Source organism: Leclercia tamurae (genome assembly GCF_025566055.1).
Lineage (GTDB): Bacteria > Pseudomonadota > Gammaproteobacteria > Enterobacterales > Enterobacteriaceae > Enterobacter > Enterobacter tamurae.
In genome coordinates this window covers 44,146-69,040 of sequence record NZ_JAMHKS010000071.1, presented here as the reverse complement: position 1 = coordinate 69,040, position 24,895 = coordinate 44,146, and the positions used below count along the sequence as shown (strand labels likewise).

The 24,895-nt window shown below is 56.1% G+C and carries 24 protein-coding genes; 11 read left to right on the top strand and 13 right to left on the bottom strand.

What is annotated here, in order from left to right:
• Positions 1–103: 103 nt before the first annotated feature.
• Positions 104–532, bottom strand: coding sequence for a small heat shock chaperone IbpB (ibpB, locus tag M8318_RS09290; protein ID WP_166181007.1), 429 nt, complete (start codon positions 530–532; stop codon positions 104–106).
• Positions 533–669: 137 nt separating this feature from the next.
• Positions 670–1,080: a small heat shock chaperone IbpA gene (gene ibpA, locus M8318_RS09285; RefSeq protein WP_106995571.1), complete on the bottom strand. Its 411-nt coding sequence runs from the start codon at positions 1,078–1,080 to the stop codon at positions 670–672.
• Positions 1,081–1,391: 311 nt separating this feature from the next.
• Here ibpA and M8318_RS09280 point away from each other — a divergent pair, with 311 nt between their 5' ends.
• A complete protein-coding gene (locus M8318_RS09280; protein ID WP_262662375.1) occupies positions 1,392–1,724 on the top strand; it encodes a YceK/YidQ family lipoprotein in 333 nt (110 codons plus the stop codon).
• On the opposite strand, the gene M8318_RS09275 is transcribed toward M8318_RS09280, so the two are convergent.
• The 11 genes from M8318_RS09275 to dnaA all read right to left on the bottom strand — a co-directional run bounded on the left by M8318_RS09275 (position 1,725) and on the right by dnaA (position 15,016).
• A complete protein-coding gene (locus tag M8318_RS09275; protein WP_262662164.1) occupies positions 1,725–2,951 on the bottom strand; it encodes a DUF3748 domain-containing protein in 1,227 nt (408 codons plus the stop codon).
• 51 nt (positions 2,952–3,002) lie between these two features.
• A complete protein-coding gene (locus tag M8318_RS09270; protein WP_181247324.1) occupies positions 3,003–4,340 on the bottom strand; it encodes an MFS transporter in 1,338 nt (445 codons plus the stop codon).
• An 85-nt stretch (positions 4,341–4,425) separates the two neighbouring features.
• Positions 4,426–5,574: a galactonate dehydratase gene (dgoD, locus tag M8318_RS09265; protein ID WP_262662163.1), complete on the bottom strand. Its 1,149-nt coding sequence runs from the start codon at positions 5,572–5,574 to the stop codon at positions 4,426–4,428.
• Positions 5,571–6,188, bottom strand: a complete 618-nt coding sequence (locus tag M8318_RS09260) for a 2-dehydro-3-deoxy-6-phosphogalactonate aldolase (protein WP_262662162.1) — start codon at positions 6,186–6,188, stop codon at positions 5,571–5,573. Before M8318_RS09260 ends, dgoD begins: the two co-directional genes overlap by 4 nt.
• Positions 6,172–7,050 carry a 2-dehydro-3-deoxygalactonokinase gene (locus tag M8318_RS09255; protein WP_262662161.1) on the bottom strand — a complete coding sequence of 293 codons (879 nt, stop codon included), beginning with the start codon at positions 7,048–7,050 and terminating at the stop codon, positions 6,172–6,174. The genes M8318_RS09260 and M8318_RS09255 overlap by 17 nt, the downstream gene beginning before the upstream one ends.
• Complete coding sequence (gene dgoR, locus M8318_RS09250) at positions 7,047–7,736, bottom strand: D-galactonate utilization transcriptional regulator DgoR (RefSeq protein WP_106995566.1); 690 nt, start codon at positions 7,734–7,736, stop codon at positions 7,047–7,049. Before dgoR ends, M8318_RS09255 begins: the two co-directional genes overlap by 4 nt.
• 249 nt (positions 7,737–7,985) lie before the next feature.
• Positions 7,986–8,798 (bottom strand): sugar-phosphatase, encoded by an 813-nt coding sequence (gene yidA, locus M8318_RS09245; RefSeq protein WP_262662160.1) that lies wholly within the window; start codon positions 8,796–8,798, stop codon positions 7,986–7,988.
• A gap of 193 nt (positions 8,799–8,991) precedes the next feature.
• Positions 8,992–11,406: a DNA topoisomerase (ATP-hydrolyzing) subunit B gene (gene gyrB, locus M8318_RS09240; RefSeq protein ID WP_262662159.1), complete on the bottom strand. Its 2,415-nt coding sequence runs from the start codon at positions 11,404–11,406 to the stop codon at positions 8,992–8,994.
• Positions 11,407–11,434: 28 nt separating this feature from the next.
• Complete coding sequence (gene recF / locus M8318_RS09235; RefSeq protein WP_262662158.1) at positions 11,435–12,508, bottom strand: DNA replication/repair protein RecF; 1,074 nt, start codon at positions 12,506–12,508, stop codon at positions 11,435–11,437.
• Positions 12,508–13,611 carry a DNA polymerase III subunit beta gene (gene dnaN / locus M8318_RS09230; RefSeq protein ID WP_106995562.1) on the bottom strand — a complete coding sequence of 368 codons (1,104 nt, stop codon included), beginning with the start codon at positions 13,609–13,611 and terminating at the stop codon, positions 12,508–12,510. The genes recF and dnaN overlap by 1 nt, the downstream gene beginning before the upstream one ends.
• Positions 13,612–13,615: 4 nt before the next feature.
• Positions 13,616–15,016 carry a chromosomal replication initiator protein DnaA gene (gene dnaA, locus M8318_RS09225; RefSeq protein ID WP_262662156.1) on the bottom strand — a complete coding sequence of 467 codons (1,401 nt, stop codon included), beginning with the start codon at positions 15,014–15,016 and terminating at the stop codon, positions 13,616–13,618.
• Positions 15,017–15,617: 601 nt separating this feature from the next.
• Between dnaA and rpmH the strand changes: the two genes are divergently transcribed.
• The 10 genes from rpmH to yidZ all read left to right on the top strand — a co-directional run bounded on the left by rpmH (position 15,618) and on the right by yidZ (position 24,845).
• A complete protein-coding gene (gene rpmH / locus M8318_RS09220) occupies positions 15,618–15,758 on the top strand; it encodes a 50S ribosomal protein L34 (protein WP_002220736.1) in 141 nt (46 codons plus the stop codon).
• 16 nt (positions 15,759–15,774) lie between these two features.
• Positions 15,775–16,134 carry a ribonuclease P protein component gene (gene rnpA / locus M8318_RS09215; protein WP_014072458.1) on the top strand — a complete coding sequence of 120 codons (360 nt, stop codon included), beginning with the start codon at positions 15,775–15,777 and terminating at the stop codon, positions 16,132–16,134.
• Positions 16,098–16,355 (top strand): membrane protein insertion efficiency factor YidD, encoded by a 258-nt coding sequence (gene yidD / locus M8318_RS09210; protein WP_015585463.1) that lies wholly within the window; start codon positions 16,098–16,100, stop codon positions 16,353–16,355. The genes rnpA and yidD overlap by 37 nt, the downstream gene beginning before the upstream one ends.
• A gap of 2 nt (positions 16,356–16,357) precedes the next feature.
• Positions 16,358–17,998 (top strand): membrane protein insertase YidC, encoded by a 1,641-nt coding sequence (gene yidC / locus M8318_RS09205; RefSeq protein WP_106995560.1) that lies wholly within the window; start codon positions 16,358–16,360, stop codon positions 17,996–17,998.
• 103 nt (positions 17,999–18,101) lie between these two features.
• Positions 18,102–19,466 (top strand): tRNA uridine-5-carboxymethylaminomethyl(34) synthesis GTPase MnmE, encoded by a 1,365-nt coding sequence (gene mnmE, locus M8318_RS09200; RefSeq protein ID WP_262662088.1) that lies wholly within the window; start codon positions 18,102–18,104, stop codon positions 19,464–19,466.
• 193 nt (positions 19,467–19,659) lie between these two features.
• On the top strand, positions 19,660–19,737 hold the full coding sequence (tnaC, locus tag M8318_RS22730) for a tryptophanase leader peptide (RefSeq protein ID WP_408612232.1): 78 nt from the start codon (positions 19,660–19,662) through the stop codon (positions 19,735–19,737).
• A gap of 127 nt (positions 19,738–19,864) precedes the next feature.
• The gene (tnaA, locus tag M8318_RS09195) at positions 19,865–21,280 is read left to right on the top strand and encodes a tryptophanase (RefSeq protein ID WP_166185030.1); all 1,416 of its coding nucleotides are present in this window, start codon (positions 19,865–19,867) and stop codon (positions 21,278–21,280) included.
• A 90-nt stretch (positions 21,281–21,370) separates the two neighbouring features.
• Positions 21,371–22,627 carry a low affinity tryptophan permease TnaB gene (gene tnaB, locus M8318_RS09190; protein WP_262662087.1) on the top strand — a complete coding sequence of 419 codons (1,257 nt, stop codon included), beginning with the start codon at positions 21,371–21,373 and terminating at the stop codon, positions 22,625–22,627.
• Positions 22,628–22,738: 111 nt separating this feature from the next.
• Positions 22,739–23,914 carry an MFS transporter gene (locus M8318_RS09185; protein WP_262662086.1) on the top strand — a complete coding sequence of 392 codons (1,176 nt, stop codon included), beginning with the start codon at positions 22,739–22,741 and terminating at the stop codon, positions 23,912–23,914.
• Positions 23,883–24,845 (top strand): HTH-type transcriptional regulator YidZ, encoded by a 963-nt coding sequence (gene yidZ / locus M8318_RS09180; protein WP_106995555.1) that lies wholly within the window; start codon positions 23,883–23,885, stop codon positions 24,843–24,845. Before M8318_RS09185 ends, yidZ begins: the two co-directional genes overlap by 32 nt.
• Positions 24,846–24,895 lie beyond the last annotated feature (50 nt).

Below are 24,895 nucleotides of genomic sequence, written 5' to 3'. Positions count from 1 at the left end.
GTAAAAGCAAAACGGTCACCCGAAGGTGACCGTTTTTAGTGTGTGCGAGGGCATCAAACCCGTAGGCCCGTGCAAGCGCAGCGCCGCCGGGCACGCAACACCATTAACTGTTCAAGGCCGGGCGTTCGCTGATGGCGATCCGCTGCGGGGCAATGGCCTCCGGCACGTTGCGGGTGATATCGATATGCAGCAGCCCGTTAGTGAAGGTCGCGCCCGTCACTTCCATATGTTCAGCCAGGGTAAAACTCAGGCTGAACGGCTGAGTCACCAGCCCCTGGTGCAGCCATTTGGTTTCGGTCTCCGGTTTTTCCGGGGTGCCTTTCACCGTCAGGCGCGTGCCTTCCAGCTGGATATCGAGGTTATCCTGGCTGAATCCCGCCACCGCGAGCGTAATGCGATAGTGGTTATCGTCGCTCTTTTCGATGTTATACGGCGGGAAGGTCTGGCTTTCGGTGGTGCTTTGCAGCGCGGTAGCCAGTTTGTCAAAACCGATCCACTGACGCAGCAGCGGGGATAAATCGTAGTTACGCATACTAAATCTCCTTCTGAGAAGCGAGTTCGGCACAGTTTAATTTTGTGCGCAGTTGTTCCTGCAAATCTTTATCGATTCGCATATGCTCCCGATATCGGCAAGCATTCCGGTTTGGGCCGCCGCAGCGACCCGAATAATTAATTAATTTCGATACGGCGCGGTTTATTCGCTTCCGGAATTACACGTTCCAGATCGATATACAGCAGGCCGTTAACCAGGTTCGCGCCATGAACGTGGATGTTCTCAGCTAACTGGAACTTACGTTCAAAGTTACGTTCCGCGATGCCCTGATAGAGGTAGGTACGTTCTTTCTGCTCGCCCGCATGCGCGCCTTTCACCACCAGCAGGTTGTCCTGCGCGGTGATCTCCAGTTCGCTTTCCGCAAAACCAGCCACGGCAATCGCGATGCGATAGTGGTTTTCGTCAACCAATTCAACATTGTATGGAGGGTAGCCATTGCTCTGGCTTTGGTTGTTTTCTAAATGATTGAACAGACGATCGAAGCCAATGGCTGAACGATAAAGCGGAGAAAGATCAAAGTTACGCATACAGTTAACACTCCTGAAATCAGCAAGAATTGTCGCCTTCCACGTTGGACAGGCTGGGGTATCCCAAACGCCCCTCAGGCACGTTTGTTCATTGATACTCTCTTAAAATGGGTCTGCTTCCGCTCTTTTCAAGAGCAACCTGGTGAGAATTTTTTGCACTTTGTGGGTACTGGAATAGACTGGGACTACAGCACGGAAGGTTAAAATGCGATAGGTACCACAGAGCGGTACTTTTCAACTATTCATTTTAAGAATGGACCGTTATAAACCCGGTTGCGGGTCTGTATTGGGCCATTGATGATGACTGACTGATAATGAAAAATGTTCTGATAAAGCTGACGATGTGCAGCGCGATGATTTTGCTATGCGGGTGTTCGAGCGTGATGTCTCACACCGGCGGTAAAGAAGGAACCTATCCCGGGACGCGCGCCAGCGCGAACATGCTGGCGGATGACGACACCAACTGGGGCACTAAATCGCTGGTGGTGCTGGATATGCCGTTTACTGCTGTTATCGATACCCTGCTGCTGCCGTGGGATCTCTTCCGCACGGATAAATCCGTTCGCTCCCGCGTGGAGCAAAGCGAGGAGAAGACGCTGGCGACCAACGCCGTCATCCCGCCCGCCGGGATGCCCTCGCGCTGATTAGCACCCGGTTTCTGTTACCCATAGCTGACGGAAGCCGCTGACCTCCTCCATCCAGGCCAGATAGCGCCCGTCAGGCGAGTAAACTACTGCCTCCCCCGACGGCGGATTGCCGTGATCGGACGTCAAATACGTCACTTTGCCCGAGGCGGCATCACAGCAGGCAATACGTTCCTCCAGCACAAACCCCAGCGAATGGCCCGCCGGATGCCAGTTAAATGCTGACTGGATATCGCTGTCGTTATGGGTGAGCTGACGCGGCGCTCCCCCTTCCGGGGCGATCAGCCACAGCTGCACCACCCCCTTATCGTCACGCATCAGGAACGCGATTTGTGTCGCCTGCGGGTTGCTGCGTACCCAGTGGCGCGGCACGTTCACCAGCCCCGGATAGCGATGGTCATGGGTAAAGGTTAAGCGGTGCTGCATCACCCCGGCAGGCGGCGCGGGCATACGATCTGCCGTGCCCTGAAGCGGTAAATCGCCAGCCTGTTTCCAGCCCAGCTCATCTTTCGGCAAATCAACGATAAACAGCTCCGGCACTTTTTCACCATCAGCGGCAAGGGTGTCGCCGATAAAGGCCAGCCGGTCATTGCCGACCCAGCCCTCTTCATAGGCGCGGTTGATCTCGTCGCTGCCAGGTTTTGGCGTCGGGGTGGTACGGCTGATCAGCACGCTCCAGAAAGTACCGCCATAGTTGCGCGGATGCTCGCCCTGCGGGATCACCGGACCGAAGGGCGCAGCCACGCCCACGTTACGTAAATCGAGCTTAGGATCGTACTCGTGCAGCACGTGGTCGTTATAGGTAAAGCTGACGTACTGCCCGTCCGGGCTATACACATGGACATGGCTGCCGCCGCGCAGCGCGCCGGGAGTGAAGGGTTCGGTGATATCCATTGCATCAAGATTGCTCACCTGCCCCTGCTCCGCAATCACCCCCTGGCGGTGGTGAAAATCGTACTGCCAGTGGGTGTCGGGATGTTGCGGGCCGTGGATAAAGAGGTACTTATTTTCCGCAGGATGAACGGTCACCACCCCCACATGCGCGCCGTTTGTGGCGCGATAAATCACCTCCACCTCACCCGTGTCGACGTTAACCCGCTCGATGGTTTCGCCGGTAAAGGACGCGCCGGATGGACGAACGTCAAACGCCAGCCACTGGCTGTCTGCGGTCCAGGTACGGGTATTGGTGAGCTGATGGTTGCGGGGAGCGAAAGTGATTTGTTTCATGAGGATACCCTGATGCGCGGATGTCGCATCAGGGTATAGCATTGCCGGGGATTAGCCTACCCGTTTCACGTCGCCTACCAGCAGGATGTAGGAGAGCGCGCCGATCAGCGCCACCGCTGAGATATAGACCAGCGCCGGGCCGAAACCGTAGTCCTGCGCCAGGTAGCCGATCACCAGCGGCACGGTGATCCCGCCCAGGCCGCCCACGAAGTTAAACACCCCGCCGGTCAGGCCGATCAGACGCATCGGCGCCAGGGACGATACCAGCGACCAGGTAATAGAGGCGAAGCCGTTACCAAAGAAGGCAACCGCCATCAGGGTCATAATCCACACCGGATCGTTGGTGTAGTTCGCGCCCATGATGCAGGTGGAGATCAGCAGCCCACAGATGATCGGCGTTTTACGCGCGATGCCGAGGGAGTAGCCTTTTTTCACCAGCTTATCCGCCAGCCAGCCGGAGAGCAGCACGCCAAAGAAGGCCGCCAGGAACGGCACCGTGGTCATAAAGCCCGCCTTCAGCGCGGTAATGCCTTTCTCCTGGGTCAGGTAGTTCGGAAACCAGGTGAGGAAGAACCACAGCGTCGAGGTCACCGCAAACTGCCCCAGGTAAACGCCCACCAGCTTACGGTGGAACACCAGCTTCCAGTCAGCTTTGGTCAGCGGCTGACGGGCCTCTTTTTTCACCGGTGCATCGCCATCCACCAGACCGCCGCCGTCACGGATGTAATCCAGCTCGGCTTTGGTGATGCTTTTAGTCAGGCGCGGTGGCTGGTAAACCTTAATCCAGATAAACGACCAGATAATGCCGATCCCGCCGGTGACAATAAACACCCAGTGCCAGCTCAGCAGCTCCTGGATCCAGATCAGCAGCGGGGTCAGGAACGCCAGGCCGACAAACTGGCCGGAGGTATAGAACCCGACCGCAGAGGCGCGCTCCTGCTCCGGGAACCAGCTGGTCACCATACGGTTGTTGGTCGGGAATGCCGGGGCTTCGAAAATCCCGGTGATGGCGCGCAGGCCAATCAGCGACATTAAGCCGGTGGCAAAACCCTGGAACAGCGTCGCCACGGACCAGCCGAAAATGGCGATAAAGTAGGTCAGGCGCGAGCCGACGCGGTCGAGGAACCAGCCGCCGGGGATCTGGCACAGCGTATAGAGCCAGGCAAAGGCCGAGAAGACGTAACCCATCTCCGCTTTGGTGATGCCAAATTCTTCCTGGATATGGGCCGAGGCCACGGCCAGGTTGGCGCGGTCGACATAACAGATGACCACGGTAATAAAGATCATCATCAGCGTCAGGTAACGACGACGCCCGGTTTTGGTAGCAGTAACTGGAATATCCATCGCAATCTGTCTCCAGATTTTGGGCATAGCGAAGCCGCTCACCATGCCCTGTAAATTACAGAGGGTTATATTTTTATCTATGAGAATTTTGCCCGGTGGCGCTACGCTTACCGGGCCTACGGGGTGGTGATCACCACTCCGCTACAGAACCGTCTTCATGACGCCATAACGGGTTACGCCAGTCTGGCGCATTTTTACTCAGCTCAATGACTTTGGCTTCGTCGATCTCCACGCCAAGGCCCGGCTTGGTTAACGGTTTGAAGAAACCGCCTTCCATGTTGAAGTCCTCTTTGTTCTTCACAAAGTCGAGCAGCTCCGCGCCCTTGTTGTAGTGAATGCCCATGCTCTGTTCCTGGAACACGGCGTTGCGAGAGACAAAGTCCACATGCAGACAGGCGGCCAGCGCAATCGGCCCCAGTGGGCAGTGCGGCGCCAGCGCCACGTCATAGGCTTCTGCCATCCCGGCGATTTTGTAGCATTCGGTGATGCCGCCCGCGTGGGAGAGATCCGGCTGCAGGATCGCAATACCGCCCGCCTCCAGCACACGTTTGAACTCGAAGCGCGAGAACATACGTTCGCCCGCTGCGATCGGAATATGGGTCTGCTCCGCCAGTTTCGGGTAGTACTCCGCCTGCTCGGCCAGCACCGGCTCCTCGATAAACAGCGGACGATACTGCTCCAGCTCTTTGATCAGCACTTTCGCCATCGGCGCGCTGACGCGACCGTGGAAGTCCAGACCAAACTCAATCTCGTTGCCGAAGGCCTCGCGGATCTGCGCCACGGTATTCACGGCGCGATCGACCGCACGCGAGTTGTCGATAATGCCCATCTCTTCGCAGCCGTTGAGCTTAAAGGTGTCGAACCCGATGCCGCGCAGCTTGTTGATGCCATCGATCACTTCTGCCGGACGGTCGCCGCCTACCCAGCTGTAGGCTTTGATTTTGTCGCGTACCAGGCCGCCCATCAGCTGCCAGACCGGGGCATTCAGCACTTTGCCTTTGATATCCCACAGCGCCTGGTCGATACCGGCGATGGCGCTCATCATGATCGGGCCGCCGCGGTAGAAGCCCGCGCGGTACATCACCTGCCACAGGTCGTTAATGCGGGCCGGATCCTGGCCAATCAGGTAGTCGCCCAGCTCATGCACCGCCGCTTCGACGGTGCGCGCGCGGCCTTCAATGACCGGTTCGCCCCAGCCAACCACCCCTTCATCGGTTTCGATTTTCAGGAACATCCAACGCGGCGGTAAACGGTACGTGGTGAGTTTGGTAATTTTCATTTCACTGCCTCTCGATACGCTTTCACAAATGCTGCCGCCTGCTGGGCGGTACGTTCTACGGACTGCCCGGCGCGATAGAGATCGCTGCCAAGACCCGCCCCGACACAACCGGCGTTCATCCACCGGGACAGGTTTTCTGGTGTGACGCCGCCCACCGCAAAGACCGGCACGCTGGCGGGTAAGACCGCTTTCAGCGCTTTGATGTAATCCGGGCCGAAGGCCGAAGACGGGAAAATTTTGAGCGACTGTGCGCCCGCATCGAGGGCAGTAAAGGCTTCTGTTGCCGTGGCGCATCCCGGGCAAACGGTCATGCCGTAGCCCACCGCGCGGCGGATCACCTCGGGGTTGATATTGGGCGTGACGATAAGCTTGCAGCCCATCTTCGCCAGCTGATCCACCTGCTCCGGTTTCAGCACTGTTCCCGCGCCGATCAGCGCTCTGTCGCCAAAGGCATCCACAACCGCCGGAATGCTTTTTTCCCACTCCGGGGAGTTGAGCGGGATTTCCACCGCGTCGAATCCGGCGTCAATTACCGCACCAACGTGGGCTAAGGCTTCATCAGGGGTGATGCCGCGCAGAATCGCGATAAGGGGAAGATTAGTTTGCCACTGCATGAGCGATGCTCCTTATTCCAGCCTGAAATGCCGTGTCGCCTTCTACCGCCGCCACGTCGCGCCCGATGGCGTGGAACGCCTGGCGGTAACGTGAAGTCAGCGATGAACCCGCGACGAGGGTGATGGACTGCTGCCCGGCGAACTGCTCGCTCAGGGTGGCGACTTCTGCGCCAATCAGCAGGCCCGATAAAAATTCGCTGACCTGCTCGCGGGGAAGCGTTCCCAGCACGTGCGAGGCGCGAACCTCAAAAAGCTGCGGCAAAACGGCGGGGGAAGCGATCCCGCGCTCAAGCCCGGCGGCAAACGCCTCTGGGGAGGTGGCTTGCTCAGGTAAACCGGCACCCACCAGCGAATGCTTAAGCAGCAAATGGTGCAATTCGCCGGTCATCACGGTGCGAAAATCGTGGATCTGCTGAGCATCGGCCTGCACCCATTTGCAGTGCGTACCGGGCATCACGTAGACAGAAGAAGGAGAGATCGTGCGGGCGCCGAGCAGCTGGGTCTCTTCGCCGCGCATCACGTTGTGGTTATCGTCGCGGGAGACGCACAGGCCGGGAATAATCCAGACATTGTCGCCAACGGACGTTAACTGCTCGCCAATGGCAGAGAAATGGGCAGGAACCGGCAGGTACGGGGCAATTTTCCAGCCCACGTTGCTACCGACCATTCCCGCCATCACCACCGGCGTGGCGCCGTCGCGCCAGTTTTGTGTCACCTCTGCTAACACCGCCTCGGGGGATTTACCGTTCAGACGCGTGACGCCTGCTTCTGATTGCCTGCTCTCCAGGCACTGCTCGCCCTGATACAGCCAGGCGCGCAGATTGGTTGATCCCCAGTCAATTGCGATGTAGCGAGATGTCATGTGATTTCCTTCAACCTTCGTGTTGAGCTGGCGATCATGGTCAACGCCGCCTGCTCTGCCGCATCGCTGTCCTGATGCCGTATCGCATCGAACAGCGCTTTATGTTCCTGGAGCGTCTTCGGCATGTTGGCCTCATCACCCATCCAGGTTCGTTCAAATACTGCTCGCTGTAGCGAGCTGATCGCCACGCTCAACTGCTGTAGCACCGGGTTATGCACCGACTGCAGCACCGCCTCGTGGTAACGGATATCCGCTTCGTTAAAGGCATCCCGGTCCTGGTTGTTGGCGATCATGTCGTTCAGGGCCGACTCAATCTGCGCCAGGTCACCTGAGGTTGCGCGTTCCGCCGCCCAGCGGGCGATGGCTGGCTCTACCAGATTTCGCACCTCGCTCATCGCGCCGATCAGCCGTGGGTCGTAGTCGTTTTCCAGTACCCACTGCAGAACGTCGGTATCGAGGTAGTTCCACTGGTTACGCGGGGCGATAAAGGCGCCGCGATAACGCTTCATTTCAATCAGCCGCTTCGCCATCAGCGAGCGGAACACTTCCCGGATGATGTTGCGCGAGGTTTCAAACTCCTCACACAGTTCTGCCTCTGCAGGGAGCGGCGAACCGGGAACGTACTTGCCACCTACAATCTGAGTGCCCAGCGTAATGACGATGCGATCGGTTTTATTGAGAGTCATGGAGAGTCCTTGTGCTCTGTATGTCCATCACTACTTTACCGCGACCGCTGAATTTCGCCTCAATTTTGCAGTACAAACGTGATGCCATTCGTCATTGCTGTGGTCGTAATGTAGTACAATCACATTGTGTTGTACTACAATCTGGATCACAAAAAGAACAATCAGTGAAAGGAATGTTAAAGAAAGGTTCCTGCGGGGATAAAAAACCCGCACAGGGTGCGGGTCAGGAAGTGCGGGTTTTGCGAGGGTTTAATTCAGAACAAACTTCTCAATAGCGTACGCCACGCCGTCTTCGAGGTTGGATTTGGTCACGAAATTCGCCACCTCTTTCACCGATGGGATCGCGTTTTCCATCGCCACGCCTAAGCCAGCATATTCCAGCATCGCAATGTCGTTTTCCTGATCGCCCAGAGTCATGATCTCTTCCGGTTTGATCCCCAGCGTGTCGGCCAGCGACTTCACGCCGGTGCCTTTATTGACGCGTTTATCGAGGATTTCGAGGAAGTACGGCGCACTTTTCAGCACGGTGTATTTCTCTTTCACCTCTGCCGGGATGCGGGCGATGGCCTGATCCAGAATGGCAGGCTCATCAATCATCATCACTTTCAGGAACTGGGTGGCCGGGTCCATCTTCTCCGCTTCGCAGAATACCAGCGGAATGGTGGCCACGAAGGATTCATGCACCGTGTAATAGCTGATGTCGCGGTTGGCGGTATAGAGCGTGTTGCGGTCGAGGGCGTGGAAGTGCGAGCCCACCTCGCGGGAAAGTTGTTCCAGATAGCGGTAATCGTCATAGCTCAGCGCCGTTTGCGCCACCGTGCTGCCATCGGCCGCTTTCTGCACCAGCGCGCCATTGTAGGTAATGCAGTAATCACCCGGTTCATTCATGTGCAGCTCTTTCAGGTAGCTGTGAACGCCTGCGTACGGGCGACCGGTGCACAGCACCACGCTCACGCCTTTCGCACGGGCTGCGGCAATCGCGTCTTTAACGGCAGGAGAGATGGTGTGATCGGGCAGCAGCAGCGTGCCGTCCATATCGATTGCAATGAGTTTGATAGCCATGGGATCCCCGGTTGGAATGAGTCTGGGTTCATGCTAACGCGATTCCGCTCAAAAAACACGGCAAGAAAGGGGATAGGGACGGGAGAGGGAAATCCTCTTTTGCGGATAAAGAAAAGCCCGGTGGCGCTAGCGCTTACCGGGCCTACGAAACCTGTAGCCCCGGTAAGCATAGCGCCACCGGGGAACACACAGCTTAGATGTCGATGTTCGCCGCTTTCAGGGCGTTCTCTTCGATAAAGGCACGACGTGGTTCAACCGCATCGCCCATCAGGGTGGTGAACAGCTGGTCCGCTGCAATCGCGTCTTTAACGGTGACGCGCAGCATGCGGCGGCTTTCCGGATCCATGGTGGTTTCCCACAGCTGATCCGGGTTCATCTCGCCCAAACCTTTATAACGCTGAATGGAGAGGCCACGACGGGACTCTTTCACCAGCCATTCCAGCGCCTGCTCGAAGCTGGCAACCGGCTGACGACGTTCGCCACGTTCGATAAAGGCATCATCTTCGATCAGGCCGCGCAGCTTCTCGCCGAGAGTGCAGATACGACGGTATTCCGCACCGGTCACAAACTCCTGATCCAGCGGGTAGTCGGTATCCACACCGTGGGTACGCACGCGGATCACCGGCTCGAACTGCTGCAGCTCGGTGTTCTCGTTGACGTCGAACTTCCACTGGCTGCCGTGCTGCTCGTTCTCGTTCAGATCGGTGACCAGGGTGTTCACCCAGCGGGTCACGGCCTGCTCGTTGCTGAGGTCAGCTTCGGACAGCGTCGGCTGATAGACCAGCGCTTTCAGCAGCGTGCGCGGGAAGCGACGCTCCATGCGGCCAATCATCTTCTGGGTCGCGTTGAACTCAGACACCAGACGCTCCAGCGGTTCACCCGCCAGCGCCGGGGCGCTTGCGTTGGCGTGCAGGCTCGCACCGTCAAGGGCGATAGCGATCTGGTACTGATCCATCGCTTCGTCGTCTTTGATGTACTGTTCCTGTTTGCCTTTCTTCACTTTGTACAGCGGCGGCTGGGCAATGTAGACGTGGCCACGCTCAACAATTTCCGGCATCTGACGATAGAAGAAGGTCAACAGCAGCGTACGGATGTGCGAGCCGTCGACGTCCGCATCGGTCATGATGATGATGCTGTGATAGCGCAGCTTGTCCGGGTTGTACTCGTCGCGGCCAATGCCGCAGCCCAAGGCGGTGATCAGCGTCGCCACTTCCTGAGAAGAGAGCATCTTGTCGAAGCGCGCCTTCTCAACGTTAAGGATTTTACCCTTCAGCGGCAGGATCGCCTGGTTCTTACGGTTACGGCCCTGCTTGGCAGAGCCGCCCGCGGAGTCCCCTTCCACGAGGTACAGTTCGGACAGCGCCGGGTCGCGTTCCTGACAGTCCGCCAGTTTGCCCGGCAGGCCTGCCAAGTCCAGCGCGCCTTTACGACGGGTCATTTCACGGGCTTTACGCGCCGCTTCACGGGCACGCGCCGCATCGATAATTTTGCCGACCACGATTTTGGCGTCGGATGGATTTTCCAGCAGATATTCGCTCAGCAGCTCGTTCATCTGCTGTTCAACCGCCGATTTCACCTCGGAGGAGACCAGTTTGTCTTTGGTCTGAGAGGAGAACTTTGGATCCGGCACTTTCACGGAGACAACAGCAATCAGGCCTTCACGGGCATCGTCACCGGTGGCGCTGACTTTCGCTTTTTTGCTGTAGCCTTCTTTGTCCATGTAGGCGTTCAGGGTACGGGTCATCGCCGTACGGAAGCCGACCAGGTGGGTACCGCCATCGCGCTGCGGGATATTGTTGGTAAAGCAGTAGATGTTTTCCTGGAAACCATCGTTCCACTGCAGCGCCACTTCCACGCCGATACCGTCTTTCTCGGTAGAGAAATAGAAGATGTTCGGGTGAATTGGCGTTTTGTTCTTGTTCAGGTACTCAACGAACGCCTTGATGCCGCCTTCGTAATGGAAGTGGTCTTCTTTACCGTCGCGCTTGTCGCGCAGGCGGATAGAGACGCCGGAGTTCAGGAATGACAGCTCGCGCAGACGCTTGGCGAGGATTTCGTATTCGAACTCCACCACGTTGCTGAAGGTTTCATGGCTTGGCCAGAAACGGACCTGCGTCCCGGTCAGGTCAGTTTCACCGGTCACCGCCAGCGGTGCCTGCGGTACGCCGTGGACGTAGGTTTGCTGATGCACTTTGCCTTCGCGGCGGATCAGCAGTTCCAGCTTCTGCGACAGGGCGTTAACCACAGAGACGCCCACGCCGTGCAGGCCGCCGGAAACTTTATAGGAGTTATCATCGAACTTACCGCCTGCGTGCAGGACGGTCATGATCACTTCCGCCGCAGAGACGCCCTCTTCCGGGTGGATACCGGTCGGGATACCACGGCCATCATCAGTTACGGAGACGGAGTTGTCGGCGTGGATGGTCACCACGATATCTTTACAGTGACCCGCGAGCGCTTCGTCGATAGCGTTATCCACAACCTCAAATACCATGTGGTGCAGACCGGTGCCGTCATCCGTGTCGCCGATATACATACCCGGGCGCTTACGCACCGCATCCAGCCCTTTCAGGACTTTGATACTGGAGGAGTCATAAGAATTCGACATCAACGTTTCTCGCTCATTTATTCTTGGGTTAATCCGTTATTTTACCCTTTTCCACGGTGAACATCTTCGAATTTTTGTCCGACATGTCCATTACGTGTTCAGCGCTAATCGCACTGACGAAAACCTGTGACTGCGTGGCTTTTAAGCGGCTGGCAAGCAGCCCGCGCCGCGCGTCATCAAGTTCCGAGGCAAAATCATCAATCAGGTACAGGCAGCGTCGCCCGCTTTCGCGGGTTAAAAACTCACCCTGCGCCAGACGCAGCGCGCACATCAGGAGTTTGAGCTGCCCGCGTGATAAGGTGTCTTCCACCGGCGCACCGTCAGCACGAATGCGAAAATCCGCCTTGTGCGGGCCGTGCGCGGTGTAGGTCAACATGCGATCGCGCTCGAAGCTTCGCTCCAGCACCTCGGCATAGTCGGTCTCTTTCTCCCAGCCGCGCTGGAAGGAGAAACTCAGAGAGAACTCGGGTAAAAACTGTTGGCAGGTATCTGCCATGTCCTGGGCGATCCCCGCGCTGTACTCGGCGCGCCAGTGGCTGATCTGCTCCGCCAGCGGGATCAGCTCTTTATCCCACGCCCGCAGTTGGGCGTAGCGGGTCACCTGGCGCAGCGCGGCGTTGCGCTGCTTGAGCAGCCGCTTAAGGTTACTCCAGGCGGTAAAGAAGCCCGCTTCGTTATGGAAGCATCCCCAGTCGAGGAAGGCCCTTCTGTATTTGGGGCCGCCGTTGAGTAAAGTAAACCCCTCGGGGGTGATCAGCTGCATCGGCATCAGCAGCGCCAGCTCGGCCACTTTGTGCCCGTCGGTGCCGTCGATGCGCACCTTGCTGTCGCCATGCTTGTCTTTGGTCAGGCCGATAGCGGTTTCATGATCTGCACCCTGCAGACGTCCATGCAGGATGAACGACTCCTGCTCATGGCGAATAACGCGGCCAATCTGCAAACTGCGAAACGCCCGACCATGGCCGAGCGTATAGATGGCTTCCAGCACGCTGGTTTTGCCGCTGCCGTTGGCGCCAACCAGGAAATTAAAGCCGGGGGATAACGCGAGATCCGCGCTTTCGATATTGCGAAAGTCGCGGATCAACAGGCGGGTGAGCGACATTACAGTCTCATTGGCATGACAACATAGGCTGCCGACTGTGATGCGGCATCTTCAATCTGTACGCTTGATACGGAGTCCGTCAGCAGAATGCGCACGTTCTCGCACTTCAGCGTATTCAGCACATCCAGCACATAGCTGACGTTAAAGCCGATTTCCATTTCGGTGCCCGCCGCATAGGTGACATCCAGAATTTCTTCGGCTTCTTCCTGCTCCGGGTTGTTCGCTGTGATTTTCAGCTGGTTTTCGCTGACGTACAGACGCACTCCGCGGAACTTCTCGTTGGAGAGGATCGCCGCACGGGCAAACGCCTGTTTGAGGATATCGCAGCCCGCTTCCAGCGTTTTGTCCGGGTTCTTCGGCAAGACGCGGCGATAGTCCGGGAAACGACCATCCACTAACTTGGACGTAAAGATGAAATCACCGACGTGGGCGCGGATGTTGTTGCTGCCAATCTGCACGCGCAGCGGGGTTTCGCCGCCGTCGAGCATACGCATCAGCTCAATCACGCCTTTACGCGGTACGATCACCGAATGGTTCGGCAGGCTCACGCCGATCGGCATGGAGCAGACCGCCAGGCGGTGGCCGTCGGTGGCCACGGTACGCAGCTCTTCACCTTCGGTTTCGAACAGCATGCCGTTTAAGTAGTAACGAACGTCCTGATGCGCCATTGAGAACTGAGTGGCTTCAATCAGGCGCTTCATGGTCGCCTGCGGCAGGGTGAATTCAACTTCGCTCTGCCAGTCATCGAGGTTCGGGAAGTCGATAGCCGGAAGCGTGGAGAGCGAGAAGCGGCTGCGGCCAGAGCGCACCAGCATGCGATCGCCTTCCAGCTGCACGGCAATCTCTGCCCCTTCCGGCAGACCACGGCAGATATCAAAGAACTTACGCGCCGGAACGGTGGTGGCGCCCGCTTCGTGAGGCTGAGAAAGCGTCACGCGTGCGACCATTTCCATCTCGAGATCGGTCCCGGTCAGCGACAGCGTGCCGTCTGCGACCTGCAGCAGCAGGTTACCGAGGATAGGCAGCGTCGGGCGGCCGCCTAAGGGGCCACTCACCTGTTGCAGCGGTTTTAATAAGTGTTCACGTTCAACGGTAAATTTCATAGCGTCACGAAGATAATGTTCTGATTAAATTGGAGAAGTCTTCTTTAATGTCGTGGCTTTCTTCACGCAGCTGCTCAATCTTACGACAGGCGTGCAGCACGGTGGTATGGTCACGGCCACCAAACGCATCGCCGATTTCCGGCAGGCTGTGGTTAGTGAGTTCCTTTGCCAGCGCCATCGCCATCTGACGCGGTCTCGCCACCGAGCGGGAACGACGTTTGGACAGCAAATCCGCCACTTTAATTTTGTAGTACTCCGCCACCGTCTTCTGAATATTGTCGATGGTGACCAGTTTTTCCTGCAGCGCCAGCAGATCGCGCAGCGCTTCACGCACGAAATCGATGGTGATCGCCCGGCCGGTAAAGTTGGCGTTGGCGATAACGCGGTTCAGTGCGCCTTCCAGCTCACGAACGTTGGAACGCAGACGCTTGGCAATAAAGAACGCCACCTCACCCGGCAGACGAATGTCGTTTTCGTCGGCCTTTTTCATCAGGATCGCCACGCGGGTTTCCAGCTCTGGCGGTTCGATCGCCACGGTCAGGCCCCAGCCGAAGCGGGATTTCAGACGATCCTCAACCCCGTTGATCTCTTTTGGATAACGATCCGAGGTCAAAATGATCTGCTGATTACCTTCCAGCAGGGCGTTGAAGGTGTGGAAAAACTCTTCCTGAGATCGTTCTTTATTGGCAAAGAATTGAATGTCATCGATCAGCAGCGCATCAACGGAGCGGTAGTAGCGTTTAAACTCTTCGATCGCATTGTTTTGCAAGGCTTTAACCATGTCCTGAACGAAGCGCTCGGAGTGCATATACACCACTTTGGCATTCGGCTTACGCGCCACGATGCCATTGCCGACCGCATGCAGCAGGTGCGTTTTACCGAGCCCGGTGCCGCCATAAAGGAACAGCGGGTTATAGGCACCGCCCGGGTTATCCGCCACCTGACGGGCCGCCGCGCGCGCCAACTGGTTCGATTTACCTTCGACGAAGTTATCGAAGGTATGTTTGACGTTAACGTTGGAGCGGTATGTCGGCTCCGCCGGGGCCGGGACGTTATCCCAGCCAGAACGCGGCGCAGGGGCCACGCGCGGCATGTGAACCTGCGTGGTTTGCGCGGGTGCCGCGGCGACGTTAACGGTCTCTCTGAGGGTTTGGGTAACCGGCTTAGTGCCCACTTCGAAACGCAGCTGTGGGGCATCGGCACCGCAAAATTCGTTTAGCAGTCCATTGATGTTATTGAGGTATTTGTCCCTGACCCAATCGAGCACAAAACGGTTTGGCGCATACAAAGCCAGCGTGTTATCGCTCAGTTCCGCCTGCAACGGGCGGATCCACATACTGAATTCTGTGGCTGGTAACTCATCCTGCAATCGGGCAAGACACTGCTGCCAAAGCGAAAGTGACACGGCGGACTCCACTCGAACATAAAAAGAAAGCTATTGAATAGTCATGATTGTAGACACACGTCGAAAAGACCCGGCGTTTAAGGGGGACGTGCGAACCGCTCTTTGCGGTTTGTGCCCAACCAGGATCCTGGGATCCGATCAGGACCGCGGATCATAGCCTAAACTGAGCCAGAGATCTTCTGTTTCTCACAGTTTCTTCCCGATTTATCCACAGGAGGATCGAAACGGGGTAAGTGTAAACGATCCTGACGAAGCGCCCCCACGATTTAGGCCGCATATTGGAAAAATTAATGAGTAAAGACGATTTTTTGCTGAAATGATCTAACGAAGATCCTGGACGATCCTTGCGATTTGGCCTGGAGCCCGTATAATTCCCCACCCGGCGCGTGGGACTCGAAGACCTGCGTCTGATGCTGCTCAATTTGCACGCTAAAAACGTGCGGAAAGACGCGGGAAATAAGGAAAGAGAATTGACTCCGGAGTGTACAATTATTACAATCCGGCCTCTTTAATCACCCATGGCTTCGGCGTCCAGTGTTCGTTATTCGTTCGGACTCCATAAAAAGTCATTGAATTTATTCAAGTTTAGGTAGAAATCGCCATGAAACGCACTTTTCAACCGTCTGTACTGAAGCGCAACCGTTCTCACGGCTTCCGTGCTCGTATGGCTACTAAAAATGGTCGTCAGGTTCTGGCACGTCGTCGTGCTAAAAGCCGTTCACGTCTGACCGTTTCCAAGTAATTAAGCTAACCCCTGCGTGGTTAAGCTAGCATTTCCCAGGGAGTTACGTTTGTTAACTCCCACTCATTTCACTTTCGTCTTCCAGCAGCCACAACGGGCTGGCACGCCGCAAATCACCATCCTCGGCCGCCAAAATTCGCTGGGGCATCCCCGCATCGGTCTCACTGTCGCCAAGAAAAACGTTAAGCGCGCGCATGAACGCAATCGGATTAAACGTCTGACGCGTGAAAGCTTCCGTTTACGTCAGCATGAACTGCCTTCGATGGATTTCGTGGTGGTGGCAAAAAAAGGGGTTGCCGACCTCGATAACCGTGCTCTCTCGGAAGCGTTGGAAAAATTATGGCGCCGCCACTGTCGCCTGGCTCACGGGTCCTGATCGGCCTTATCCGGGTCTATCAACGCCTGATTAGTCCGCTACTCGGGCCACACTGCCGTTTCACGCCAACATGCTCAAGCTACGGAATTGAGGCATTGCGCAGGTTTGGAGTGATAAAAGGCAGTTGGTTGACGGTGAAACGCGTATTAAAATGCCACCCTTTACACCCCGGTGGAGACGATCCCGTCCCGCCAGGACCTTTTGATACCAGAGAACACTAACGATGGATTCGCAACGCAATCTTCTTATCATCGCTTTGTTGTTCGTGTCTTTCATGATCTTCCAGGCTTGGGAGCAGGATAAAAATCCTCAACCTCAGCAGCAGATCACGCAGACAACGACCACCGCAGCGGGTAGCGCCGCCGACCAGGGCGTACCGGCCAGTGGCCAGGGTAAACTGATTACGGTTAAGACCGATGTGCTTGAGCTGACTATCAACACCCGTGGTGGTGATGTTGAGCAGGCACTGCTGGTAACTTACCCGAAAGAGCTCGGTTCTAACGAGCCGTTCCAGTTACTGGAAACCACACCGCAGTTTATCTACCAGGCACAGAGCGGCCTGACCGGTCGTGATGGCCCGGATAACCCGGCTAACGGCGCACGTCCACTGTATAACGTCGATAAAGATGCGTTTGTGCTGGCTGATGGCCAGAACGAACTCGCGATCCCGATGACTTACACTGATGCGGCGGGCAACACCTTCACCAAAACCTTCACCCTGAAACGCGGTGAGTTTGCGGTGAACGTGGGCTATAACGTGCAGAACACCGGTGCGAAACCGCTGGAGCTCTCCACCTTTGGTCAGCTGAAGCAAACCATCAATCTGCCGTCGCACCGTGACACCGGAAGCAACAACTTCGCGTTGCATACCTTCCGTGGCGCAGCGTACTCCACGCCAGATACCAAGTACGAGAAATACAAATTCGACACCATCGCCGATAACGAAAACCTGAACGTCAGCTCGAAAGGCGGTTGGGTGGCGATGCTGCAACAGTATTTCGCGACCGCATGGGTGCCGAATAACGCGGGTTCCAACAATTTCTACACCGCGAACCTGAACGGCGTTGCCGCTATCGGCTATAAGTCTGAGCCGGTTCTGATTCAGCCGGGTCAAACCGGTACCCTGGGCAGCACCCTGTGGGTCGGCCCGGAAATTCAGGACAAGATGGCAGCTGTAGCACCGCACCTGGATCTGACCGTAGATTACGGTTGGTTGTGGTTCATCTCTCAGCCGCTGTTCAAGCTGCTGAAGTGGATCCACAGCTTCCTGGGTAACTGGGGCTTCTCCATCATCGTTATCACCTTTATCGTTCGTGGCATCATGTACCCGCTGACTAAAGCGCAGTACACCTCCATGGCGAAGATGCGTATGCTACAGCCGAAGATTGCGGCGATGCGTGAGCGTCTGGGCGATGATAAGCAGCGTCAGAGCCAGGAGATGATGGCCCTGTATAAAGCCGAGAAAGTGAACCCACTGGGTGGCTGCTTCCCGCTGCTGATCCAGATGCCAATCTTCCTTGCGCTGTACTACATGCTGATGGGCTCCGTTGAACTGCGCCATGCGCCGTTCGCGCTGTGGATCCATGACCTGTCTGCACAGGACCCGTACTACATCCTGCCGATCCTGATGGGCGTGACGATGTTCTTCATCCAGAAGATGTCGCCAACCACCGTGACCGACCCGATGCAGCAGAAGATCATGACCTTCATGCCGGTCATCTTCACCGTGTTCTTCCTGTGGTTCCCGTCAGGTCTGGTGCTGTACTATATCGTCAGCAACCTGGTAACCATCCTTCAGCAGCAGCTGATCTACCGTGGTCTGGAAAAACGTGGCCTGCATAGCCGCGAGAAGAAAAATTCCTGATTCTGAGTAGGCCGGGTAAGCGAAGCGCCACCCGGCAAATGGAAGATAAATTAAAGGGCGGTCTATAGACCGCCTTTTTTATTTGATTAAGAAGAGATAAACCATGAGCCATAACGACACTATCGTCGCCCAGGCAACCCCACCGGGACGCGGTGGTGTGGGCATTCTGCGTATCTCCGGCCTGAAGGCGCGCGAGGTGGCGGAAGCGGTGCTGGGTAAACTGCCAAAGCCGCGCTACGCCGACTATCTGCCGTTTAAAGATACCGACGGTACGGCGCTGGACCAGGGCATCGCGCTGTGGTTCCCGGGCCCGAACTCCTTTACCGGTGAAGACGTGCTCGAACTGCAGGGCCACGGCGGGCCGGTGATCCTCGACCTGCTGCTGAAGCGCATTCTGACTCTGCCGGGTCTGCGCATTGCGAAGCCGGGTGAGTTTTCCGAGCGCGCCTTCCTGAACGATAAGCTGGATCTGGCCCAGGCCGAGGCGATTGCCGACCTGATCGACGCCAGCTCTGAGCAGGCCGCACGCTCGGCCCTGAACTCGCTGCAGGGTGCCTTCTCCTCGCGTGTAAATCATCTTGTGGAAGCACTCACTCACCTGCGGATCTACGTGGAAGCAGCCATTGATTTCCCGGATGAGGAGATCGACTTTCTCTCAGATGGCAAAATCGAAACCCAGCTTAACGACGTAATGAACGATCTCGACGCGGTGCGTGCCGAAGCGCGTCAGGGTAGCCTGCTGCGCGAAGGGATGAAGGTGGTGATTGCCGGGCGTCCGAACGCCGGGAAATCGAGCCTGCTGAACGCCCTGGCGGGCCGTGAAGCGGCGATTGTGACCGACATCGCCGGTACCACCCGCGACGTGCTGCGGGAGCATATCCATATCGACGGTATGCCGCTGCATATCATCGACACCGCCGGGCTGCGCGATGCCAGCGACGAAGTTGAGCGCATCGGTATCGAGCGCGCCTGGCAGGAGATCGAGCAGGCTGACCGGGTGCTGTTTATGGTGGATGGTACCACCACCGCGGCGATCGACCCGGCGGAGATCTGGCCGGACTTTATCGCCCGTCTGCCAGCGAAACTGCCGATCACCGTGGTGCGTAACAAAGCTGACGTTACCGGTGAGATGCTGGGCCTGAGTGATGTGAAGGGTCACTCACTGATCCGCCTGTCGGCGCGTACCGGTGAGGGCGTGGATGCGCTGCGCAACCATCTGAAGCAGAGCATGGGCTTTGATACCAGCATGGAGGGGGGTTTCCTCGCCCGTCGTCGTCATCTGCAGGCGCTGGAACAGGCGGCGATGCATCTGGATCAGGGTAAAGCCCAGCTGCTGGGTGCCTGGGCAGGAGAACTGCTGGCGGAAGAGCTGCGTCTGGCGCAGCAGGCGTTAAGCGAGATCACCGGGGAGTTTACCTCTGATGACCTGCTGGGACGCATCTTCTCCAGTTTCTGTATCGGAAAATAAACCGTTTCAGCCCTCTGCTAAAAAGCCGCATAACACCCTTGTTATTGCGGCTTTTTTGTTTTCGATATTAGCTAAATAAATAACATATATGCTTATTATATTCTCTGTGATTACAATCACAATTAATATACCTGCACATAGACAAATATTCTCATTCGAATAGTGTAGTAGCGTGTCTAATGAGGATAAATCAATGACGATTATCTTATATACATACCTCACCTCTAAGTGGTTTAATATTGACAATCAAATTGTCAATCACCATCCATAGTCTCCCTTCGCCTCTCATTCTCTATGCAACCAGAATAGATTAACACTCTATTTATTTGGTATGCCTGCATCAATGGTTATTGAAAAATAGCCACCAGCACCGCTGCGATAAAAACAGGAATTATATAATGGAAAACTTCAAACATTTACCAGAGCCATTTCGCATCAGAGTTATTGAGCCGGTTAAACGTACCACAAGGGAGCATCGCGACAACGCCATCATTAAATCCGGCATGAACCCGTTCCTGCTGGATAGCGAAGACGTCTTTATTGATTTACTGACCGACAGCGGCACCGGCGCAGTCACACAAAATATGCAGGCCGCGATGCTGCGCGGTGATGAAGCCTATAGCGGAAGCCGCAGTTATTATGCGCTGTCCGACGCCGTGAAAAGCATTTTCGGTTACCAGTATACTATCCCGACCCATCAGGGACGCGGCGCTGAGCAGATCTATATTCCAGTGCTGATTAAAAAACGCGAGCAGGAGAAGGGATTAGACCGCACGAAAATGGTCGCCTTCTCTAACTACTTTTTTGATACCACTCAGGGGCATAGCCAGATAAATGGCTGTACCGTGCGCAACGTGTATATCAAGGAAGCCTTTGATACTGGCATTCGTTACGATTTTAAAGGCAACTTTGACCTGCAGGGTCTGGAAAACGGCATCGAAGAAGTGGGTCCAGCCAACGTCCCTTATATCGTCGCCACCATTACCAGCAACTCCGCCGGTGGACAGCCGGTGTCGCTGGCGAACCTGAAGGCAATGTACGCGATTGCCAGAAAATACGATATTCCGGTGGTTATGGACTCCGCGCGCTTCGCCGAGAATGCGTACTTCATTCAAAAACGTGAAGCGGAATATAAAGACTGGACCATCGCGGAAATTACCCGGGAGACGTACAAGTACGCGGATATGCTGGCCATGTCGGCTAAAAAAGATGCCATGGTGCCAATGGGCGGCCTGCTGTGCATTAAGAATGACGACTATTTCGACGTCTATACCGAGTGCAGAACCTTGTGCGTCGTGCAGGAGGGCTTCCCGACCTATGGCGGTCTTGAAGGCGGCGCCATGGAACGTCTGGCTGTCGGCCTGCATGACGGCATGGGCCAGGACTGGCTGGCATACCGTATTAATCAGGTACAATACCTGGTCGACGGCCTGGAAGCCATCGGCGTGGTTTGCCAGCAGGCGGGCGGCCATGCTGCTTTTGTCGATGCGGGTAAACTCTTGCCGCACATTCCGGCAGAACAGTTCCCGGCGCAGGCGCTGGCGTGTGAGCTCTACAAAGTGGCGGGCATTCGCGCAGTGGAAATCGGTTCGTTCCTGTTAGGTCGCGATCCGAAAACCGGCAAGCAGTTACCCTGCCCGGCAGAGTTGCTGCGTTTAACCATTCCACGCGCCACCTATACGCAGTCGCACATGGATTTCATCGTCGAAGCCTTTAAGCACGTTAAAGAGAATGCGATGAACATTAAAGGGTTAACCTTCACCTACGAACCAAAAGTATTACGTCACTTCACTGCCAGACTCAAAGAAGTTTAACCCTCTGTCCCTGGGTGGCTAAATAATTTTAGCCACCCGCAAAATAAAGAATTCAACGACATCAAGCTTACCATAATTGATGGGGGCACCATGGATAACGCTTTAGAACTAGAGACTAAACACTCCTCGGTATGGGGTGTGATGGTTATAGCAGGTACCGTTATTGGCGGGGGGATGTTTGCTTTACCCGTGGATCTGGCCGGGGCATGGTTTTTTTGGGGCGCGTTTATTTTAATTATCGCCTGGTTTTCAATGCTTCATTCCGGATTATTATTGTTAGAGGCGAATTTAAATTACCCGGTCGGTTCAAGCTTTAATACTATTACAAAAGATCTGATTGGCAATAAGTGGAACATCGTCAGCGGTTTCACGGTCGCCTTTGTGCTTTATATCCTGACGTATGCCTATATCTCCGCAAACGGCGCCATCATCAGTGAAACCATCGCCATGAATCAGGGGACGCATGTTAATCCCCGGATAGTGGGTGTCTGTACGGCGATCTTCGTGGCGGCCGTATTATGGTTTAGCTCGCTGGCGGCCAGCCGTATTACCTCGTTGTTTCTAGGGATTAAGATCATCGCCTTTATCGTTGTATTTGGGTCTTTTTTCTTTCAGGTCGATTATTCAATCCTGAGAGACATCAACGTTACATCGGCCAGCAATACCACCTACTTCCCCTACATCTTTATGGCCCTCCCCGTCTGTCTGGCGTCGTTTGGGTTTCATGGCAACATTCCCAGCCTGATCATTTGCTACGGTAAACGAAAAGATAAACTGATAAAAAGCATTGTCTATGGCTCGCTGCTGGCCCTTTTAATCTATCTCTTCTGGCTCTATTGCACGATGGGGAATATTACCCGCGATAGCTTCAGTGAGATCATCTCGTCGGGAGGTAATGTCGATTCGCTGGTGAAATCTTTCCTCGGCACCCGGCAGCATGGAGTGATTGAATTCTGCCTGTTGGTTTTCTCCAATTTAGCCGTGGCCAGCTCGTTCTTCGGGGTCACATTAGGCCTGTTCGATTATCTTGCCGACCTCTTTAAACTCGACAATTCACCGTCTGGTCGCCTGAAAACGATTATGCTCACCTTCCTGCCACCTACCCTGCTCTACCTGATCTTCCCGAACGGATTTATCTACGGTATTGGCGGGGCGGGATTATGCGCAACCATATGGGCAGTGATTGTCCCGGCGATCCTCGCCCTGAAAGCGAGACAAAAATTCCCGAATAAGACCTTCACCGTCTGGGGCGGCAGGGTTGTCCCCTCGCTGGTGATCCTGTTCGGGGTCGTGGTCATCGTTTGCTGGTTCGGGAATACCTTCCATTTCTTACCGCGCTTTGGCTAAATCTGCTCATCAAAAGGTGATTTCCTTGCAGGAAATCACCTTTGTCCAAATGGCAACTCGCCACTTTTCCCTTCTCCCCCTATGCTTCATGCCTGTCTTTATGGGGGTGTTATGGCTCGTTTTCTGTTTTGTAGTTTTGCGCTGGTGCTACTTTATCCATCGGGCATTGATATGTATCTGGTGGGGCTACCGCACATCGCCCGCGATCTCGGCGCCAGCGAGGCGCAGCTGCATATCGCGTTTTCGGCCTATCTCGCGGGAATGGCATCGTCAATGGTGTTTGCCGGGAAGATTGCTGACAAAGCCGGGCGGCAGCCGGTCGCCATTACCGGGGCGGTGATTTTTGCCCTGGCCTCCGTGCTGTGCTCAATCGCAGAAGAGAGTTCGCTGTTCCTGACCGGACGCTTTATCCAGGGCGTCGGCGCAGGCGGGTGCTACGTGGTGGCCTTTGCGATCCTGCGCGATACCTTAAGCGCCCAGCGCCGCGCCAAAGTGCTCTCCATGATGAATGGCATCACCTGCATTATTCCGGTGCTGGCACCGGTGGTGGGCTACCTGATCATGCTGCAGTTCCCGTGGCAGAGCCTGTTCTGGACGATGGCAGGAATGGGGATGCTGGTCTTTATCCTGTCGATCGCGGTCCTGAGAGAGACTCACCCCGGGGCGCAAAACCGGGGGCATAGCGCGTCGCTCCCGCCGGACGAGAAGCTGCTCAACCGCTTCTTTATCAGTCGGCTGCTGATTACTACTCTGAGCGTGGCGGTGATCCTCACCTATGTAAACGTTTCCCCGGTACTGCTGATGGAGACCATGGGCTTTGACCGCGGGGAGTATTCTATGGTGATGGCCTTAACCGCGCTGGTCAGTATGGCCGTCTCCTTCTCAACGCCGTTCGCTCTGAACCTCTTTAAACAGCGCACTTTGATGCTCACCTCACAGGTGCTGTTCCTGGCGGCAGGCGTACTGCTGGCGACCGCCAGTTCCAGTGCCCTGATGCTGACAGGTATCACCCTGATTTGTGCCGGGTTCTCAGTGGGCTTTGGCGTGGCGATGAGCCAGGCGCTGGGCCCGTTTGCCCTGCGCGCCGGGGTGGCAAGCTCGGTGCTGGGTATCGCTCAGGTCTGCGGCTCGTCGCTGTGGATTTGGCTGGCGGCCATCATCGGGTTGAATGCACTCAATATGCTGATCGGGGTGCTGATTGGCTGTAGCATGCTTTGCATCCTCCTCCTTTTGCTTATCCGGCCCACAGCGCACTATGAAGAAGCCCCTCAGCAGTCTCGATCTTAACCTGTTGTTGTGCCTGCAGCTTTTGCTGCAGGAACGCAGCGTCACCAAAGCCGCGAAACGGATGAACGTCACCCCGTCCGCGGTAAGTAAATCGCTGGCGAAGCTGCGCGACTGGTTTGACGATCCGCTGTTTGTGAAGACCCCGCTGGGGCTGCTGCCGACGCCGCTGACGACGAGTCTGGAGCAGGATCTGGCCGACTGGATGCAGATTGGCAACCAGATCCTCGATAAATTCCACCATGACTCCCCTGGTGGCCTGACGTTTGAGCTGGCGGCGGAAACGCCGCTGATGCTGATCCGCTTTAACACTCTGCTGGAGCAGGTAAACCAGCGTTACCCGCAGGCCACGGTGAAGATGCGCCACTGGGATTACGATTCGCTGGACGCCATTACCCGGGGAGAGGTCGATCTCGGTTTTACCGGGCGCGAAACGCACCCCCGCTCCCGGGAGCTGTTAAAGCTGATGCCGTGGTTTATCGACTACGAAATTTTGTTCAGCGATCGTCCCTGCGTCTATCTGCGCGAAGACCATCCTGCGCTGCAGGAGGAGTGGAACCTCGAGACCTTCCTGCGCTACCCGCATATCAGCATCTTCTGGGAGCGCAGCGATACCTGGGCGCTGGATGAAGTCCTGAGGGAGATGGGGCGTCCGCGCAATATCGCCATGAGCCTGCCGGGGTTCGAGCAGTCGATGTTTATGGCGGCGCAGCCGGGTCATAACTACATTGCCACCGCCCCGCATTACTGCCAACACTACAATCAACTCCACCAGCGAAAGCTGATCGCCCTGCCGATCCCCATTGATGAAGCCCAGGCCCAGAAGCTCACCGTACCCTTCACCCTGATCTGGCATAAGCGTAACAGCCACAATCCCAAAATCCTCTGGCTGAGAGAGACAATCAAGGCGCTGTACGGCCCGCCGCTGCGCTAAGACCCCTGATTTTGTCTAAGAAAATGTAAAGTTCCGCCGCAAAACTTCCC

Coding starts and splice junctions, on each gene's coding strand:
- ibpB (WP_166181007.1), bottom strand. CDS start 532: ATGCGTAACTACGATTTATCCCCGCTGCTGCGTCAGTGGATCGGTTTT.
- ibpA (WP_106995571.1), bottom strand. CDS start 1,080: ATGCGTAACTTTGATCTTTCTCCGCTTTATCGTTCAGCCATTGGCTTC.
- M8318_RS09275 (WP_262662164.1), bottom strand. CDS start 2,951: ATGAAACAAATCACTTTCGCTCCCCGCAACCATCAGCTCACCAATACC.
- M8318_RS09270 (WP_181247324.1), bottom strand. CDS start 4,340: ATGGTGAGCGGCTTCGCTATGCCCAAAATCTGGAGACAGATTGCGATG.
- dgoD (WP_262662163.1), bottom strand. CDS start 5,574: ATGAAAATTACCAAACTCACCACGTACCGTTTACCGCCGCGTTGGATG.
- M8318_RS09260 (WP_262662162.1), bottom strand. CDS start 6,188: ATGCAGTGGCAAACTAATCTTCCCCTTATCGCGATTCTGCGCGGCATC.
- M8318_RS09255 (WP_262662161.1), bottom strand. CDS start 7,050: ATGACATCTCGCTACATCGCAATTGACTGGGGATCAACCAATCTGCGC.
- dgoR (WP_106995566.1), bottom strand. CDS start 7,736: ATGACTCTCAATAAAACCGATCGCATCGTCATTACGCTGGGCACTCAG.
- yidA (WP_262662160.1), bottom strand. CDS start 8,798: ATGGCTATCAAACTCATTGCAATCGATATGGACGGCACGCTGCTGCTG.
- gyrB (WP_262662159.1), bottom strand. CDS start 11,406: ATGTCGAATTCTTATGACTCCTCCAGTATCAAAGTCCTGAAAGGGCTG.
- recF (WP_262662158.1), bottom strand. CDS start 12,508: ATGTCGCTCACCCGCCTGTTGATCCGCGACTTTCGCAATATCGAAAGC.
- dnaN (WP_106995562.1), bottom strand. CDS start 13,611: ATGAAATTTACCGTTGAACGTGAACACTTATTAAAACCGCTGCAACAG.
- rpmH (WP_002220736.1), top strand. CDS start 15,618: ATGAAACGCACTTTTCAACCGTCTGTACTGAAGCGCAACCGTTCTCAC.
- yidD (WP_015585463.1), top strand. CDS start 16,098: ATGGCGCCGCCACTGTCGCCTGGCTCACGGGTCCTGATCGGCCTTATC.
- yidC (WP_106995560.1), top strand. CDS start 16,358: ATGGATTCGCAACGCAATCTTCTTATCATCGCTTTGTTGTTCGTGTCT.
- mnmE (WP_262662088.1), top strand. CDS start 18,102: ATGAGCCATAACGACACTATCGTCGCCCAGGCAACCCCACCGGGACGC.
- tnaC (WP_408612232.1), top strand. CDS start 19,660: ATGACGATTATCTTATATACATACCTCACCTCTAAGTGGTTTAATATT.
- tnaA (WP_166185030.1), top strand. CDS start 19,865: ATGGAAAACTTCAAACATTTACCAGAGCCATTTCGCATCAGAGTTATT.
- tnaB (WP_262662087.1), top strand. CDS start 21,371: ATGGATAACGCTTTAGAACTAGAGACTAAACACTCCTCGGTATGGGGT.
- M8318_RS09185 (WP_262662086.1), top strand. CDS start 22,739: ATGGCTCGTTTTCTGTTTTGTAGTTTTGCGCTGGTGCTACTTTATCCA.
- yidZ (WP_106995555.1), top strand. CDS start 23,883: ATGAAGAAGCCCCTCAGCAGTCTCGATCTTAACCTGTTGTTGTGCCTG.